Annotated in this window: 14 protein-coding genes; 4 read left to right on the top strand and 10 right to left on the bottom strand. The window is 71.3% G+C overall.

Annotation, left to right across the window (positions count from 1 at the left end):
- Window positions 1–45: 45 nt before the first annotated feature.
- From ABEA43_RS14455 to ABEA43_RS14445, 3 genes are all read right to left on the bottom strand, one after another.
- Window positions 46–1,302, bottom strand: coding sequence for an ABC transporter permease (locus tag ABEA43_RS14455; protein WP_345561976.1), 1,257 nt, complete (start codon window positions 1,300–1,302; stop codon window positions 46–48).
- On the bottom strand, window positions 1,299–2,069 hold the full coding sequence (locus ABEA43_RS14450; RefSeq protein ID WP_345562587.1) for an ABC transporter ATP-binding protein: 771 nt from the start codon (window positions 2,067–2,069) through the stop codon (window positions 1,299–1,301). The genes ABEA43_RS14455 and ABEA43_RS14450 overlap by 4 nt, the downstream gene beginning before the upstream one ends.
- Window positions 2,070–2,179: 110 nt before the next feature.
- The gene (locus tag ABEA43_RS14445) at window positions 2,180–3,298 is read right to left on the bottom strand and encodes an efflux RND transporter periplasmic adaptor subunit (protein ID WP_345561975.1); all 1,119 of its coding nucleotides are present in this window, start codon (window positions 3,296–3,298) and stop codon (window positions 2,180–2,182) included.
- A gap of 176 nt (window positions 3,299–3,474) precedes the next feature.
- Here ABEA43_RS14445 and ABEA43_RS14440 point away from each other — a divergent pair, with 176 nt between their 5' ends.
- On the top strand, window positions 3,475–5,379 hold the full coding sequence (locus ABEA43_RS14440) for an efflux RND transporter periplasmic adaptor subunit (RefSeq protein WP_345561974.1): 1,905 nt from the start codon (window positions 3,475–3,477) through the stop codon (window positions 5,377–5,379).
- A gap of 286 nt (window positions 5,380–5,665) precedes the next feature.
- Here ABEA43_RS14440 and ABEA43_RS14435 read toward each other — a convergent pair whose 3' ends face one another.
- The 3 genes from ABEA43_RS14435 to ABEA43_RS14425 form a co-directional block, all read right to left on the bottom strand.
- Complete coding sequence (locus tag ABEA43_RS14435; RefSeq protein WP_345561973.1) at window positions 5,666–7,102, bottom strand: alkaline phosphatase D family protein; 1,437 nt, start codon at window positions 7,100–7,102, stop codon at window positions 5,666–5,668.
- A gap of 282 nt (window positions 7,103–7,384) precedes the next feature.
- Window positions 7,385–7,972, bottom strand: coding sequence for an HAD family hydrolase (locus ABEA43_RS14430; RefSeq protein ID WP_345561971.1), 588 nt, complete (start codon window positions 7,970–7,972; stop codon window positions 7,385–7,387).
- Window positions 7,969–8,790, bottom strand: coding sequence for a hypothetical protein (locus ABEA43_RS14425; protein WP_345561969.1), 822 nt, complete (start codon window positions 8,788–8,790; stop codon window positions 7,969–7,971). Before ABEA43_RS14425 ends, ABEA43_RS14430 begins: the two co-directional genes overlap by 4 nt.
- A 153-nt stretch (window positions 8,791–8,943) precedes the next feature.
- On the opposite strand from ABEA43_RS14425, the gene ABEA43_RS14420 reads away from it, so the two are divergent.
- Window positions 8,944–9,219 (top strand): helix-turn-helix domain-containing protein, encoded by a 276-nt coding sequence (locus ABEA43_RS14420; protein ID WP_345561967.1) that lies wholly within the window; start codon window positions 8,944–8,946, stop codon window positions 9,217–9,219.
- A gap of 75 nt (window positions 9,220–9,294) precedes the next feature.
- Here ABEA43_RS14420 and ABEA43_RS14415 read toward each other — a convergent pair whose 3' ends face one another.
- On the bottom strand, window positions 9,295–10,080 hold the full coding sequence (locus ABEA43_RS14415) for a hypothetical protein (protein ID WP_345561965.1): 786 nt from the start codon (window positions 10,078–10,080) through the stop codon (window positions 9,295–9,297).
- 143 nt (window positions 10,081–10,223) lie between these two features.
- On the opposite strand from ABEA43_RS14415, the gene arfB reads away from it, so the two are divergent.
- Window positions 10,224–10,631 carry an alternative ribosome rescue aminoacyl-tRNA hydrolase ArfB gene (gene arfB, locus ABEA43_RS14410; protein ID WP_345561963.1) on the top strand — a complete coding sequence of 136 codons (408 nt, stop codon included), beginning with the start codon at window positions 10,224–10,226 and terminating at the stop codon, window positions 10,629–10,631.
- Window positions 10,632–10,750: 119 nt separating this feature from the next.
- On the opposite strand, the gene ABEA43_RS14405 is transcribed toward arfB, so the two are convergent.
- From ABEA43_RS14405 to ABEA43_RS14395, 3 genes are all read right to left on the bottom strand, one after another.
- Window positions 10,751–11,287, bottom strand: coding sequence for an NADPH-dependent FMN reductase (locus ABEA43_RS14405; RefSeq protein ID WP_345561961.1), 537 nt, complete (start codon window positions 11,285–11,287; stop codon window positions 10,751–10,753).
- 149 nt (window positions 11,288–11,436) lie between these two features.
- Window positions 11,437–13,386, bottom strand: a complete 1,950-nt coding sequence (locus tag ABEA43_RS14400; RefSeq protein WP_345561959.1) for an ABC1 kinase family protein — start codon at window positions 13,384–13,386, stop codon at window positions 11,437–11,439.
- 69 nt (window positions 13,387–13,455) lie between these two features.
- Window positions 13,456–14,385, bottom strand: coding sequence for an acyl-ACP desaturase (locus ABEA43_RS14395; RefSeq protein WP_345561958.1), 930 nt, complete (start codon window positions 14,383–14,385; stop codon window positions 13,456–13,458).
- Between the two features lie 77 nt (window positions 14,386–14,462).
- On the opposite strand from ABEA43_RS14395, the gene ABEA43_RS14390 reads away from it, so the two are divergent.
- Window positions 14,463–14,903, top strand: coding sequence for an NUDIX domain-containing protein (locus tag ABEA43_RS14390; RefSeq protein ID WP_345561957.1), 441 nt, complete (start codon window positions 14,463–14,465; stop codon window positions 14,901–14,903).
- The last annotated feature ends 6 nt before the right edge of the window (window positions 14,904–14,909 follow it).

Genomic DNA, 14,909 nt, shown 5'->3' with positions numbered 1-14,909 from the left:
GCGAGTTGGGGGCGCGAGTTGGGGGCGCGCTGTCCGTGGCGCGGGTCACTCGTGGCGCAAGGCCTGGATCGGCCTGAGCTTGGCCGCCCTGTTGGCGGGATAACTGCCGAAGAACAGCCCGATCCCCACCGACACGCCCAGCGCCAGCGCGACCGACGACGGCACGAGGACCGGCTCGATGCCGGCGATGGTGAACCTGGTCCCCACGAACGCCACCAGCACCCCCGACAACCCACCGACCAAGCTGAGCAACGTGGCCTCCAGCAGGAACTGGCCCAGGATCGCGCTCCTGGGCGCGCCGATGGCCTTGCGGATGCCGATCTCGCGCGTGCGCTCGGTGACGGTCACCAGCATGATGTTCGTGATGCCGATGCCGCCCACCAGCAGCGAGATCGCGGCGACCGCGCCGAGCAGCACGGTGAAGGTGCCGGTCGCCTCACTGACGGTCTCCTGCAGGGTGGCCTGGTTGAGAATGCGGTAGTCGGCGTTGTCGCCCGTGATGCCGTGCCGCTGGTTGAGGACGGCCGTGACCTCGGACTGCGCCGTCGTCGTCGCCTCCGCCCCCGACGCCTGCACCACGATCGAGCCGAGCGAGCCGAATCCGCTCAGACTCTGCTGTACGGCGGGCAGCGGCGCGATGGCCACGTCGTCGGCGTCCTGCATGCCGGTGGACCCGGCCTCCTTCAGCACGCCGACGACCGTGAACGGCACGCCGGACACGCTGACCTGCTTGCCGATCGGATCGACGGTCCCGAACAGCTCCTCCACCACGGTCTGGCCGAGCACCACGACCTTCCTGGCGGCCACCACGTCGTCGTTGAAGAAGTAGGTGCCCTTGACCACCGGCTTGTTGGTGGCCTCGAAGTAGCTGGGGTACGTGCCGACGAACTGGGTGATGGCATGGCTGGCGGCGCCGTACGCGGCGGTCGCGGAGGTGGCGTTCACGACGGGCGAGACGCTCTTGACCGACGGCGCGAGGGTCTTGTCGGTCAGCGCCTTGGCGTCGGCCAGGCTGAGCTGCCTGGCCTGGGTGCGCGGCCCGGTGTTCCCGCCGCCGCCCTGCACGCGCCCGCCGCCGCCACCGCCTCCGCCGCCTCCTGAGAAGGACGGCGAGATGGTGAGCGTGTTGGCCCCGAGCCGCTGGATGTTCTTCTGGATGCTCTGCGAGGAGCCCTCGCCGACGGCGACCAGCAGGATGACCGCGGCGACGCCGATGAGGATGCCGAGCGTGGTCAGCGAGCTGCGCATCTTGTTGGCCAGCAGGCCGCGCAGCGCGAAACGGAGGATCTCGAACTGGTTCATCTGGCCGCCTCCACCATGCGCGGCGGCGGGCCGTCCACCGGCGACTGGCGGCGGTCCTCCACGATCTCGCCGTCCACCAGCCTAATCACCCGCTTGGCGTGCGCGGCCACGTCGTCCTCGTGCGTGATGATCACGATGGTGCGGCCGGACTCGCTGAGCCTGTCCATGATCTGCAGGACGTCTTTCGTGGAGGCGGTGTCGAGGTTGCCCGTCGGCTCGTCGGCCAGCAGCAGGGCCGGCGCGGTGACCAGGGCCCTGGCCACGGCCACGCGTTGCTGCTGGCCGCCGGAGAGCTGGTTCGGCTCGTGGTGCACGCGGTCGGTCAGCCCGACCTGCTCCAGCGCGGCCAGCGCCCGCGCGCGCCGATCGGCCTGGCCGACGCCGCCGTACACGAGGGGCAGCTCGACGTTGGCCAGCGCGCTCATGCGCGGGATCAGGTTGAACGACTGGAAGACGAACCCGACCCTGCGGTTGCGCAAGATGGCGAGCTGGTGCTCGTCCAGATGGCCCACGTCGGCGCCGTCGATGAGGTACGTGCCGGAGGTGGGGATGTCGAGGCAGCCCAGGATGTTCATCAGCGTGGACTTGCCGGAGCCGGAGGCGCCCATGATGGCGAGGTAGTCCCCGCGCTCGACGTCCAGGCTGATCCCGCGCAGGGCACGGACCTTCGCGTCTCCGTCGCCGTACTCCTTGACCAGGTCCTGCACGCGCAGGACGGGCGCCTTTTCGCCGCTCCCGGGAGCGCTCACGTGCGTCCTGCCACCCATCTCGGATGCGTTCGCCCGCGCCTTGCCACCCGCCTCAGAGGCGTTCGCCCGCGCCTTGCCGTTCGTCTCGGGGACGCCCGCCGGCGAGGTGCCGTCCACCTCGGGGGCGCTCATCGCCCGCCTCCGGCGGGAACGCCGCCGCCGGGGAATCCGCCGCCGCCGCCGAACTGCCGCTGGTTGCCGCCGGTGGTGCTGGTCGTGGTGGCCGGCGGCACGATCTGGTCACCCTCGGACACCCCCGACTTGATCTCGGTCATCGTGGTGCCCTGCACGCCGACCTCGACGGGAGTCCTGGTCTGCCTGCCGTCCTTGAGCACGGTGACCGAGGTCTGGCCGCCGCTGGTGGAGATCGCCGTGGAGGGCACGGTGACGACGTTCTCGGCCTGGCCGACCACGACCGCGACCGTGGCCGTCTGGCCCAGCCGCACCTGGCTCGGGACCTTCGTGAACGTGACCGTGACCGGGTACTGCACGACGTTGTTGCTGGTGGACGCGACCGGCTCGATCTGGGTGACCTTGCCGGTGGCGGTCACCCCGGGCAGCGCGTCGAACGTGATCGTGGCCTCCTGGCCCTGCTTGAGCTTGCCGACGTCCGACTCGGTGAAGGTGCCGACGAGCTGCAGCTTCCCGACGTCGGCGAGCTCGACGAAGCTGCTGGAGGCACTGGAGCCGCTGGAGCCGGAGCTCTGGCTCGCGCCGGAGGCGGCGCTCGTCGCACCCGAACCGGATCCTGAGGTGCCGCCCGAGCCTGAGCTGGTCCCGCCGACCGAGCCGTTCACCGCGGTGATCGTGCCCTTGAACGGGGCCTTCAGCACGGTGGCCGCGACCGTGCGCTGCGCCTCCCTGTAGGAGTTGCGCGCCTTGATGTAGGCGGCGTAGAGCTGGGCCGTATCGGTCCCATCGTCGAGGGCGCTCTGGTACGTGGCCTGCGCCGCCGACAGGCTCTCCTGGGCGGCGGAGTCGTCCAGCCTGGCCAGCAGGTCACCCTTGGCGACCTTGTCCCCGGCCTTGACGTAGATCTTCTCGACCGTGCCGCTCGTACCGAACGAGAGCGAACGGGACTGGGAGCTCGCCACCGCGCCCGACGCGGACACCGAGGCGGTCACGGAGCCGCGGCTCACGCTCACCGTCCTGACGGCCGTCTCGCTCTCCGATTGGCCCGTGCCGAGCTGGGTATAGGCGAACACGGCACCGCCCAGCAGGAGCACCGCCAGCGCTCCGTTGGTCATCAGCGCTCTGCGCCTTGTCGACACCTTCACAGCGGGTGACCCTTGCACACAATGCTGCGCCGCAGCCGCGAGCTAGCTGAACGTTCGCTGACAGGTCCAAGGCTCGCCGCGGCACACAGGTAACTCTTAGGCTCCTCGCAGCCTGGCGCAAACCTGCTCCGCCAGGATGGGCCCTCATGAGACCGACTTTCGTGCTGGGCGGCCTCGCCCTGGCCGTGCTCGTCGCCGGATCCGGCCTGGCGCTGGCACTCCGCGACGACGACCCCGCCACCGTCCAGGTCCGGCTCGCCTCGGCGCAGCGCGGCCAGATCACGGCCTCGGTGAGCGCGGCGGGCAGCACGGTGGACGGCTCGCGCAGGGACCTGGCGTTCGGCTCCTCCGGGACGCTGACGAAGGTCTACGTCAAGGTCGGCGCCAAGGTGAAGAAAGGCCAGGTCCTGGCCAGGATCGACAGCCGGGGGGCGCGGGAGGCGTACACGGCGGCCAAAGCCGACCTGGCCGCGGCCGAGGAGGCACAGGAGAAGGCCGCGGCCACATCCACCGCTGCGCCCACCACTGGGCCCACCACTGGGCCCACCACGGGCGGCGGCACGCCCGCGGCCTGCACCCCGGCCGGGAGCAACGCCACTCCGGCGGGCAAGGCGACGGGCACCCCGGCCGGCACCCCGGCCGGCACTGCGACGCCTGGGGCCACGACCCAGCCGGCCGGCACCACGACATCCACCGCTGGGGGCAGCCCGGCCGCGACGGCCCAGGCGACAGGTGGCGCGGTGGACGGCAGCGCCGTGAACAGCACCGCGACCAAGAGCAGCGCACCTGCCACCGGGAGCGGGACCGGCAGCGCGACCAATGGCGGGACCGGTGGCGGGGGCGGCGCAAGTGCGGCGAACGGCGCGTTCGGGCCGACGGCACCTCCTCTCAAGGGCGAGGGCGCGACGCCGACCTCCTCACCGCATCCCACGAACACGCCGACGTCCGGCCCCACGGGACCCGAGCCCCAGCCGACGGTGACGGTCACGGTGACCGCGACAGTGACGGCTACGGTGACGGCCACCCCGACGGCCACCGTCACCACCACGGTCACCCCCACCCAGGCCGGCGGTTCCCCGACCGGCGGGACCGGGCAGTCCACCGGCCGCCCGTCCGCGTCCGCCAGCCCGTCGGCGACGGGCTCGCCCACCGGCAAGGCCTCGACCAGCGCCAAGCCGTCCACCAGCGGGAAACCGTCGGCCAGCGGCAAGCCCACGGCCGGCGCCAAACCCTCGTCCAGGACCGCCACGACGGACGGCACCCGTCCGTCCCAGAGCTCCTGCAACCGGAGCACGGGCACAGGTACTACGGGCACCGGCAATACGGGCACCGGCACGAACCCGGGCACCGGCACGACCGGCGGTGGCAACACCGGCACGGGTTCGGCGGCCAAGAGCGGGGTCAGCGAGGACCAGGCCGCCGCGAACGTGGACCGCGCGGAGGCCGCGCTGGAGCAGGCCGCCGACGGCGTACGGGCCACCCGCATCCTGGCCCCCGCCGCGGGCACGATCCTGTCGGTCGCGGGCGGCGTCGGCGACAGCGCGGGCACCAGCACCTTCATCAGCCTCGGTGACCTGAACGAGCTCCAGGTCCAGGCCATGGTCACCGAGTCCGACGTGAACCGGCTGAAGCTCGGCCAGCAGGCCCAGGTCACGCTGGCCACCCGGAGCGGCGAGCGGTACGAGGGCACGGTGACGGCGATCGCCCCGACGGCGACCGTGGACGGGCAGCTCGTCCGCTACTCGGTCACCCTCGCCTTCGGCAAGCCGCCGACCGGGCTCATGCTCGGCCAGACCGCCTCGGTGACGGTCACCACGGACGAGGCCGAGAACGCGATCTACGTGCCCGCCGCGGCGGTGCGCAGCAGGTCGGACGGCACCCAGGTGGTCACGGTGCGCTCCGGCGACCGGGACTCGGCGAAGGTGGTGCAGACGGGGGTGCGCGGCGACCAGTACGTCGAGGTCACCTCGGGCCTCGGCGAGAGCGACCAGGTGGTCATGTCGGGCGGCACGTCGGGCGAGTTCCCCGACGGCACCTGGCCGGACGCCTGACCCAGAGCACCCGTACGGCCCCGACGAGGTCGGCCGAAGAGTGGACGCCTGACCCAGAGGCCCGCCGAGGCCCGCCGGAGACCGGACGCCTGGCTCCGGAGAACCCGGACGGGCCCGATGAGGTCCCCACGAGACCGGACGCCTGCCCCGGCGGCGCGTCCGGTTGAGCGAATCTTCAGCGGGCTCCCAGCGAACCTTCAGCCAACGCGGGAGCCCACGCGCCCGCTCAGCCGAAGCGGGGAGCCCTGGTCTCCGCGCAACGGACGCGAGGAGGCCCGGCGCTCGCTCAGCCGACGCGGGGTGCTGCTGCCTGGGCGGCGGCGGCTGCGCCGGTGGTGGCTGGGATGGTGAGGCGGTGGGCGGTCTTGGCGCGAGCCCCCTTGCGTGAGATGTAGTCCAATGTCCGGAAATCAACGGAAATCTCGTCGCGAGTCAGCCGCGCCATCAGATACCCCCGCCGCTGATCGATGTACGAGATGTGCGGGTTCTCCTGCAGCGCCTCCGCGATCCACGTACGGTCCCGATACCCGTCACCGTCGCTGGCGACCGACGACGCCACCAGCTCTCTGGCCACCACCGGCGCGTCCGGGTCGTCGAAGTCGGTCTTCAGCTCGGCCAGGTGGTGCATGTGCGCGTCCCCCGTCAGCACCACCGGGTTGGACGTGCGCGCCAGCGACCCCAGCAGCCGGGTCCGCTCGGCCGCGTAGCCGTCCCACGAGTCCAGGTTCACCTCCCGCCCCGGACCGACCTTGTAGTCGCGCTGCGCCATCATGATCTGCTGGCCGAGCAGGTTCCAGCGGGCGTCGGAGCCGCGCAGCCCGCCCTCCAGCCAGCGCCACTGGTCGGCCCCGAGCAGCGTCCGCTCGTCCGCCAGCCGGTCGTCGCACCCGGCCCGCACGCCGTCCAGGCACGCCTGGTCGTCGCGGAACTGCCGCGTGTCGAGCAGGTGGAAGCGGGCCAGCGTTCCCCAGGAGACCCGCCGGTTGACCCGCAGCACCGCCCCCTGGACGCTGGCGCGGCGCAGCGGCATGTTCTCGTAGTACGCCCTGAACGCGTCCGCCCTGCGCCTGGCGAACCCCGGCGCCCCCGTGCTGGAGACGGGCCCGGCCCAGTTGTTCTCCACCTCGTGGTCGTCGAACGCCACCAGCCACGGCGCCACCGCGTGCGCGGCCTGGAGGTCGTGGTCGCTCTTGTACTGGGCGTGGCGCAGCCGGTAGTCGCCCAGGGTCTCGCACTTGCCCGGCGTGTGGGTGCGTACGCGGCCGGCCAGGGCGGTGTAGCCGCTGGGGCCGTACTCGTACATGTAGTCGCCGAGGAACACCACCAGCTCCGGCTCCTGCTCGGCCAGGCGGCGGTAGGCGGTGTAGTAGCCGTGCTCGTAGTGCGCGCACGCGGCCACCGCGAACGTGAGGGGTGTCTCCCCCGCGGGCGTCGTCCTCGTACGGCCCGCCGGGGAGAGCCGGCCCTCGCTCTTGAAGCGGTAGAAGTAGTCGCGGCCCGGCTCCAGCCCCTTCAGCTCGACGTGCACGCTGTGGGCGTCGCGCGCCCTGGCGGAGGCGGTGCCCGATTCGACGATCGTGGTGAAGCGCTCGTCGGCCGCGACCTGCCAGGCCACGTCCACGTCGCGGGCGGGCATGCCGCCGCGGCCGTCGCCGCTCAGCGGGTCGACGGCCAGCCTGGTCCACAGGACGAAGCCGTCGGTCGAGGGGTCGCCGGAGGCCACGCCCAGGGTGAACGGGTCGGCTGCGAGGGTTCTGCCCCGGGAGGCGGCAGCCGCCGGGGTGACGGACTGAGGGAGAAGAAGGCCGGCTGTCGCCGCTGTCAGAAAGGCTCTGCGGTCCACGTTCACAGGTATGTCCGCCCGCGCTGACCCGGCCGTGACAGCCGAGTCAAGCGTGGATGAACAGCATCAGTCGTCCAGTTCTCGCAGGCCCTCCGCCCATGATCCACCGTCGTGCCGCCGGTGGCGGATCACCGGACGCGGGTCAGTGCCGCCGACGACAGATCACCGGACGCCGGTCAGTGCCTCCCGCAGCGCGGCGGCGTCGGTGAAGTGCAGGCCGGTCATGCCCGCCGTCTCCGCGCCCGCGACGTTCTCCTGGCGGTCGTCGATGAAGACGATCTCGGCGGGGTCGGCCTTGAGCCCGCGGGCCATCTCGTCGTAGATCTCCCGGTCCGGCTTCACCAGGCCCATCCTGCCGCTGTAGAAGCGGTGCCCGATCGCGGCGATCCACGGGAGCTGGTCCAGGCCTTCCCCGAGGACGGCGGGCGCGTTCGACAGCAGCGCCACGTCACGTCCTTCCTCGATGAGGTCGCCGAGGACGGCGACCGTGCCCTCGTCGGGGTAGGCCCAGCTGGTGAGGTCCATGGCCACCAGACGGGCTGTCTCCGACGGGGTGGCGGGCCGCGCGAGCACCGCCGACCAGTAGGCGAGCGGGCTCAGGGTGGCCCGGTCGAAGTCCAGGCGGTGCTCCCAGTAGCGGCGCTTGAACGCCTCGGGCTCCGCATCGACCGCCCGCGCCATCGCGTCGGCGTCGGACTCGGGCTGCGGGAGCGACAGGACGCCGCCGTAGTCGAACACAATCCACGTCATGCCAGGAATGGTCGCAGATGCGGGTCCAGCGCCGGGCAGCCCAGGTATTTCTCCACCGTGTGGAAGTCGATCCAGTCCAGATTGACCAGTTCTTCGGCGTCGATGCCGGTGAAGCTCTCGCGCAGCCCGGGCGGGATGGCGGCGATGTCGTCCTTGTCGGCGATGTTCACCCAGCGCTTGACGCCCTTGGGGCGCTCGCCGCGGCCGTTGATGGGCGCGGGCAGCAGGCGCTCGAAGATGACGTTGCGCATGCCGAGCGGGCTGCCGAGGGTGAGCAGGAGGTCGACCTCGATGTCCGGGTTGGCCCACAGGGTCTCGTACGCGACGACGCTGCCGAGCGAATGCGCGATCACCACCTTCGGCCGGTGCCGGTGGAGGACGTCGGCCACGGCCTTCCTGCACCTCTCGCGCTTCGCCTGGTCGGTCAGGTACGTCGCCACCTCGGGCGCGAACAGCTTGGCGAACGCCTCCGACCTGCTGTCCAGCCGGGTCAGCAGCCAGCCGGTGACCGACTTGAGCACGCCCGTGACGTGCTCGCCCACGCCGAGGTTCTTCGCCCAGCCGGCGAGGACCTGCTGCGCGGAGCTCTCCATGGCCGCGAACGACTGCGGCGCCGCGCCGCGCTCCTTGCCCGCGTGCAGGTGGTGCGCGAAGTAGGCGATCTCGCTGAAGTACGCCCCGGCCTCGCCCCCGAGCGCCAAGTGCAGGTAGCGGTCCCACTTGAGCCGCATGGCCTCCTCCGCGCCCGTCGCCGAGCGGCCGGCCTCCAGGTAGTACTTGTACTTGCCGATCCCGTGCACACCGACTATCGCGGTCACCGCGCCTCCCCCACCCCGTGATCTTTCGCGCGATACTGGCATACGCCGCTTGCAAGCGACCGTCAAGACATCGATCCGCTTTAGGCTTGCCTAAAGGTTTAGGTAGAGCTAAAGTGAAGTCATCAGGGACGGATCGTCGAGAGCGAGACCGAGATGACCCTTCGCCGGAGCAATCGCGACGAGGTGGGCGGCCTCGCCCAGGAAGTCGTCGACGAGATCACGTGGTACATGCGGGAGCACAAGATAACCCGGTCCGACCTGGCCGTGGCCATGGGCGTGTCGGCCGGCCGGGTGAGCCAGATCCTGTCGGGCGACGAAAACCTGACGCTCCGCACCCTGGGCTCCGTCATCGACGCACTCGGCGCCCGGCTGTCGTTCACGCTGGGCGACGCCGAAGGCTCGGTCACCGCACTCAACCCACCCGCCTGACCGCCAGAGCAGCGCCGGGGCACGAGTCACGCACGCCATCAGGCCGCACCGGACCTCACCGTGCCCCATCAGGCCTCATCGGGCCCGCCTGACCGCTCCGAGCCCGTTCTCGCGTGCGGGCGTGGGCGGCGCGTACGGCGGCAGCGACCGGTAGCCCGCGCGGTACGCCGAGGCCAGCAGCCGCATCAGGTCGCTCTCCGCGTCGTGCCTGAGCACCCCGTGCAGCCGGGTCAGATCGTTCAGGTACCGCTCGTACCTGGCCATCCGCGTGTGCCGCGACCCGTTCAGCGCCGTGACCACCTTCGCCCGCGTCCCGCCGTCCTCGACCAGCGCCGCGACGTCCAGCCGCCGCTCGATCGCGTCGAGCCTGGCGTGCACCCGCTCCCGCCTGCGCTCGTCGGGGGTGAGCCGCTCGGCGATCCGCTCGTGGTAGCGGTGGGCGGCCAGGCTGAGCTCGTAGACGTTCCAGGAGTCGTCCACCCGCTTCTCGCACCAGACCCGCTGATCCTCGGCCATCGCCTGGTCGAGCCGGGACAGCAGCGACACCAGCCAGAACGTCGCCGCCTCCCGCCCCAGCGAGCGCCGCTCGTCCTCTTTCGCCCGCATCTGGCTCAGCCACAGGCCGCTCGGCGCGATGGCGCCCAGCACGGTGGCCAGGTACTGGTTCAGCAACATTCCGCTCAGCAACGCCACACCGGCGGACATGGAGCCGGTCAGCACGGTGATGAGGATCGCCAGCCGCCGCCCGCCGGGCCCGAACGGCCGCCCCTTGCCCTGACAGCGCAGCAACAGGAACCCGACGGCGGAAACGATGGCCAGCACCACGGTGAGGCCCGCCTGCGCGGCCGAGACAGGCTGCATGGAATGTCGCCTCTCCTGTGGAATGTTCCTCTCATATTCGCAGCGACCACGGAAATTGGAAATGCCGTTGCGGACGGCATATGACGGCCATATACGGTGACACTCTCGTAAAGAACGTTCTTCTGTGAACAGGAGCCCCACGCATGCCCGGCCCGCTCGTCGTCAACAACTCGGTCGTCATCCCCGACGCCGAGCTCGTCTGGCGCTTCTCCCGTTCCTCAGGCCCGGGCGGTCAGGGCGTCAACACGACCGACAGCCGCGTGGAGCTGATCTTCGACGTGGCCGCGACCACGGCGCTGCCGCCGGCGCTGAAGGCCAGGGCGCTCGACCGGATCGGCGGCGACACGATCACGATCGTCGCCTCCGAATACCGTTCGCAGCTGCGCAACAGGGAGGCCGCCGAGCACCGGCTCGCGCAGCGCCTGCGCGAGGCCATCGCCCCGCCGCCGAAGCGCCGCCGCCCGACCAAGCCCAGCCGGGGCGCGGTCGAACGCCGCATCGCCAGCAAGAAGCACCGCGCGGACCTGAAGCGCCTGCGCCGCGAGCCCTGAGCCCACGCCACCGGCCGCGAGCCTGACCTCCGGGCAACAGGCCGCGAGCCCTGAGCCTCGCGCAACAGGCCGCGAGCCGCCGGGCCGCCGTCCCCTGAGCCCTGCGGGCCGCAGAGGCGTCAGAGCGACAGGGCGGGCTCCAGGATCTCGGCCGGGCAGAGCTGCCCGACCACGGCCCGCACCTGCTTGCGCAGGTCGGGCGAGGTGAGCCGGCCGTCCTCGTCGAAGTGCGGGCAGGCGGGCGAGATCACCAGCTCGGCCCCCGTCACCACCGCGCCCGCGTGCTGGAGCTGCTTGTAGAGCTCCGCCTGGGCCCACATGGCCCCGCAGGCCCGCGCGCTGGCGCTCATCACCGCCACGTGCTTGCCCGACAGCCCTTCGCGGGCCGACATCCAGTCCAGCGCGTACCCCAGCTCGATCGGCAGCAGGCTGTGCTCGGGAGCGGTCAGCAGGACCGCGTCGCACCCCGCCACCAGCCCCAGCAGCCGCCGCGCCGTGGCCGGGATCATCGGGCCGGGAGCGTACGGCGGGATCTCGCCCAGCTCCCCCCAGACCTCGAAGCCGGCGCCTCGCGGCAGCTCGCCACCCGCCGCGTCCAGCAGCCTGTTGATGAAAGACCCCGCGTGGAGACTGGCGGCGATCCCGATGATTTTCACCCTTGCTCCCCAGGGGTTCCGTTGTTACCTGGAACCTGCCCGATGCCTGGGATGTCCAAGACCATGGCCCGGTCAAGAGGCGCACTGGCTTTGCCGTCCGGCTGGAGGGTCCCCACCGGCGGCGAAAGCCGTTCGGGTACGCCCGCGGCTCAGCCCCCGGGCCGGCGGAAGATGACGGCCAGCACGCGCAGCGCCAGGATCGCGGCGATCACCAGCAGGTTGTAACCGAGCAGCTGGTACAGCGACGTGGCGCCGAGCACCCGGGGACCCCCGTCGGTGCCGAGCAGGATGACCGCCATCACGCCGGCCGTCGCGCCGAGCACGGTGAGCAGCACCTGGTGGAGCAGCCCCGTCAGGTAACGGCGGTCGCGGTCGTCGGCGAGCAGCCGGACGTTCATGCTGAACCTGCCGTGCTCGGCGGCGCTCGCGATGCGCTCGACGCGGCGGGGCAGGCGGCGCAGCATCGGCAGCAGCGCGGACAGCTCCTGGGTGAGCGACTCCCTGACCGTCTCAGGGCTGACCCGCTCGGCCAGATAGCGGCCGGCGAACGCGCGGGCCTCGCCGATCAGGTCGAACCCGGGTGACAGGCGGACGAGCGTGCCCTCCAGCGTGGCCAGCGCGCGGAAGACGGCGGCCACCTCCGGCGGGATCGACAGCCCGTACGCCGAGACGATCTTGAACAGGTCGGTGAACAACCGGAGGCTGTCCGTGCCGGGTCCCAGATGCCTGGCCATGAGCTGGCCGAGCGCCCGCTGGAGCGCGGCCTCGTCGATGTCCTCCGGCCGCGGCACGACCTCCAGCAGCGCGTCGGTGACGCCGAGCGGGTCCTGCCGGTTCATGGCGAGCAGGAAGCGCTGCAGGGCCGAGCGCATGGCGGCGTCGAGCCGGCCCACGGAGCCGAAGTCGAGCAGGCCCAGCGTGCCGTCGTCGAGCAGCATGAGGTTGCCGGGATGCGGGTCGGCGTGGAAGACCCCTTCGACGAGGATCTGCCGCAGCAGGCAGTCGAGCAGGCCGCGGGCCAGGTGCGGGCCCTGGTCGCGGTGCGCCGTGGTGACCGGCTTCCCCGGCAGGCGCTGCATGACGAGCACCCGTTCGGTGCACATGGCGGTGAACGGGGCCGGGTAGGTGACGCCGCCGCCGCCCGAAGCGGCCACGGCGGCCATGTTGGCCGCCTCGACGCGGAAGTCGAGCTCTTCGCGGACGGCCGCCGCGAACCCCTCCGCCAGGTCGCGCAGCCCGAGCGAGCGGCCCCAGCGGGTACGGTCCTCCAGCGTGGCGGCCAGCCGCCGGACGATGTCGAGATCCTTGGCCACCACCGCGCCGATGCCCGGCCGCTGCACCTTGACCACGACGCTCTCGCCGGTGTGCAGCCGTGCGGTGTGGACCTGGCCGACGGAGGCGGCGGCCAGCGGCGTCCTGCCGAACTCGGCGAAGATCTCCTCCACCGGGCCGCCCAGGTCGGCGGTCAGCACCGGCTCGATCTCCGCCCACGGTGCGGGGGCCACCTGGTCCTGCAGCCGTCCCAGCTCCTCGACGAACTCGGCGGGCAGCAGGTCACGCCGGGTGGACAGGACCTGGCCGAGCTTGACGAAGGTGACGCCGCCGTCGTCCAGCGCCGCGCGCAACGACCCGGCCAGGCGCACCTTGGCCGAGCGGTCCTCCACCCGTTCGCCCCGGCCCCTCAGGTAGGGGCCGAGGCCGTGCCTGATGGCGATCCTGGTGATCTGGGAGTACCGCCTGGCCCGGGAGAGGCGGCCGCGCAGGGAGCGGAACAGCTCCAGCGGCCCCGGCACCGAGCCGGGCGGCACCAGCGCCTCGGCCATCACCAGGAGCACCATCGGGATGAGCACCAGGCACATGACGATGAGGAGCAGCAGCCAGATCGCGCCCGCCTCCGGAACCTGGTCCTGGTCGAGCTCGCCCAGGGAGTTCAGGATCGGCGACAGCACCGGCTGCGCCAGCCCGAAGGCCGCCAGGGCGGCCACGAACGTGCGCAGCCGGCCGAACCTGACCCCCAGCAGCCGCTGCGCCGCCGTGGCCAGCGCGATGATCATCAGAAGGGTGACGAGCCAGACGAAGAGCTGCGCGGGGAGAGCCATGGGCCACGATCCTGGCATGACCATGAGCGGGCCTGCCTCCCCCCTGAGAGGGAATGCCGAGGGGGAATGTCACCCTCTGGCGGCGGCGCGGGCGCGGCGCTCCTCCCTGCGCTCCACGAACCTCGCGGCCGTGGTCTCGGTCTTGGCCAGGAACGCGGCCAGCTCCTCGCGCGCCGTCTCCCCCTCGGCGTCGAGACCGGTCTTGTCGAACACCGCCCACTGCTTCAGCACCGGCATGAGCACGTCGTCGAGGTGGAGGCGCAGGTCGTAGATGCCCTCGTTCGCGATGATCATCGCCTTGCGGGTGAACCCCTCGATGCTCGAACCCGGCATCTGGAACGTGGTGACGACGTCGGTCACCGAGCGCATGGTCTGGTTGGGGTCCAGCTCGAAGGCGGCCTTGAGCAGGTTGCGGTAGAAGAGCATGTGCAGGTTCTCGTCGGCGGCGATCCTGGCGAGCAGGCGCTCGCAGCCCTCGTCGCCCGAGGCCCTGCCGGTGTTGCGGTGCGCGATCCGGGTGGCCAGCTCCTGGAACGACACGTACGCGAGCTGCTGGAGCATGGTGCCGTACTCGGTGATGAAGCCGCTCTCCATGTGCTTCATCCGGGCCCGCTCCAGGGCGACGGGGTCTACGGCGCGGGTGACGGTCAGGTAGTCGCGCAGGGCGGTGCCGTGGCGGTCCTCCTCGGCGGTCCACCGGTGCACCCAGGTGCCCCAGGCGCCGTCGCGGCCGAACGTCGAGGCGATCTCGTGGTGGTAGCTGGGGAGGTTGTCCTCGGTGAGGAGGTTGACGATGAGGGATATGCGGGCGGCCTCGGGGATCTTGGAGTCGCCGTCCTGCCAGGCCTCGCCCCCGTAGATGCCGTCGAAATCGCGGCCTTCGCTCCACGGGATGTACTCGTGCGGGAACCACTCCTTGGCCATTTTCTCGTGGCGGTCGAGCTCTCCCGCCACGACGGGCTCGAGCTCGTGCAGAAGCTCCGTCTGAGTCATCGCCATAAAAGATCTTCTCCTTCAGGTTACGGTACCGTAGGTTAGGCTACCCGAAGGACATACCGGTCAAATAGGGTGGTCGTATGCGACCCAGTGTCCGCGGAGTCCTGCTTGATCACGACGAACGCCTCGTCATCTTCCGGCGTACGGTGCCCGGCCGCGACGTCTACTGGTCCGTGCCCGGCGGGCACGTGGAACCGGAGGACGATTCGCTGGAGCACACGCTGCACCGGGAGCTGATGGAGGAGCTGGGCGCGACCGTCAATGCGGTCACGCCGCTCACCACGGTGTCGTACCGGTGGCGGGGGGAGGTCAAGACCCAGCACGTGTACGGGTGCCGGCTGGTGTCCATGGATCCGGAGTTGCGCAACGGGCCGGAGTTCGAGGATCCGGCGCGAGGGGTGTACGAGGTGGAACGGGTCCCGCTGGACCAGGCGGAGATCACGTCACGGCGGCTGATCCCCGAGGCCGTGGCGGACTACCTGTCCACCACCATCACCACACTCCCCCGGCTCATCACCTGACCCGCA

This window comes from Nonomuraea rosea (assembly GCF_039539705.1).
Lineage (GTDB): Bacteria > Actinomycetota > Actinomycetes > Streptosporangiales > Streptosporangiaceae > Nonomuraea > Nonomuraea rosea.
The sequence above is the reverse complement of the archived record's forward strand: the minus strand, read 5'-3'. Positions and strand labels throughout refer to the sequence as shown.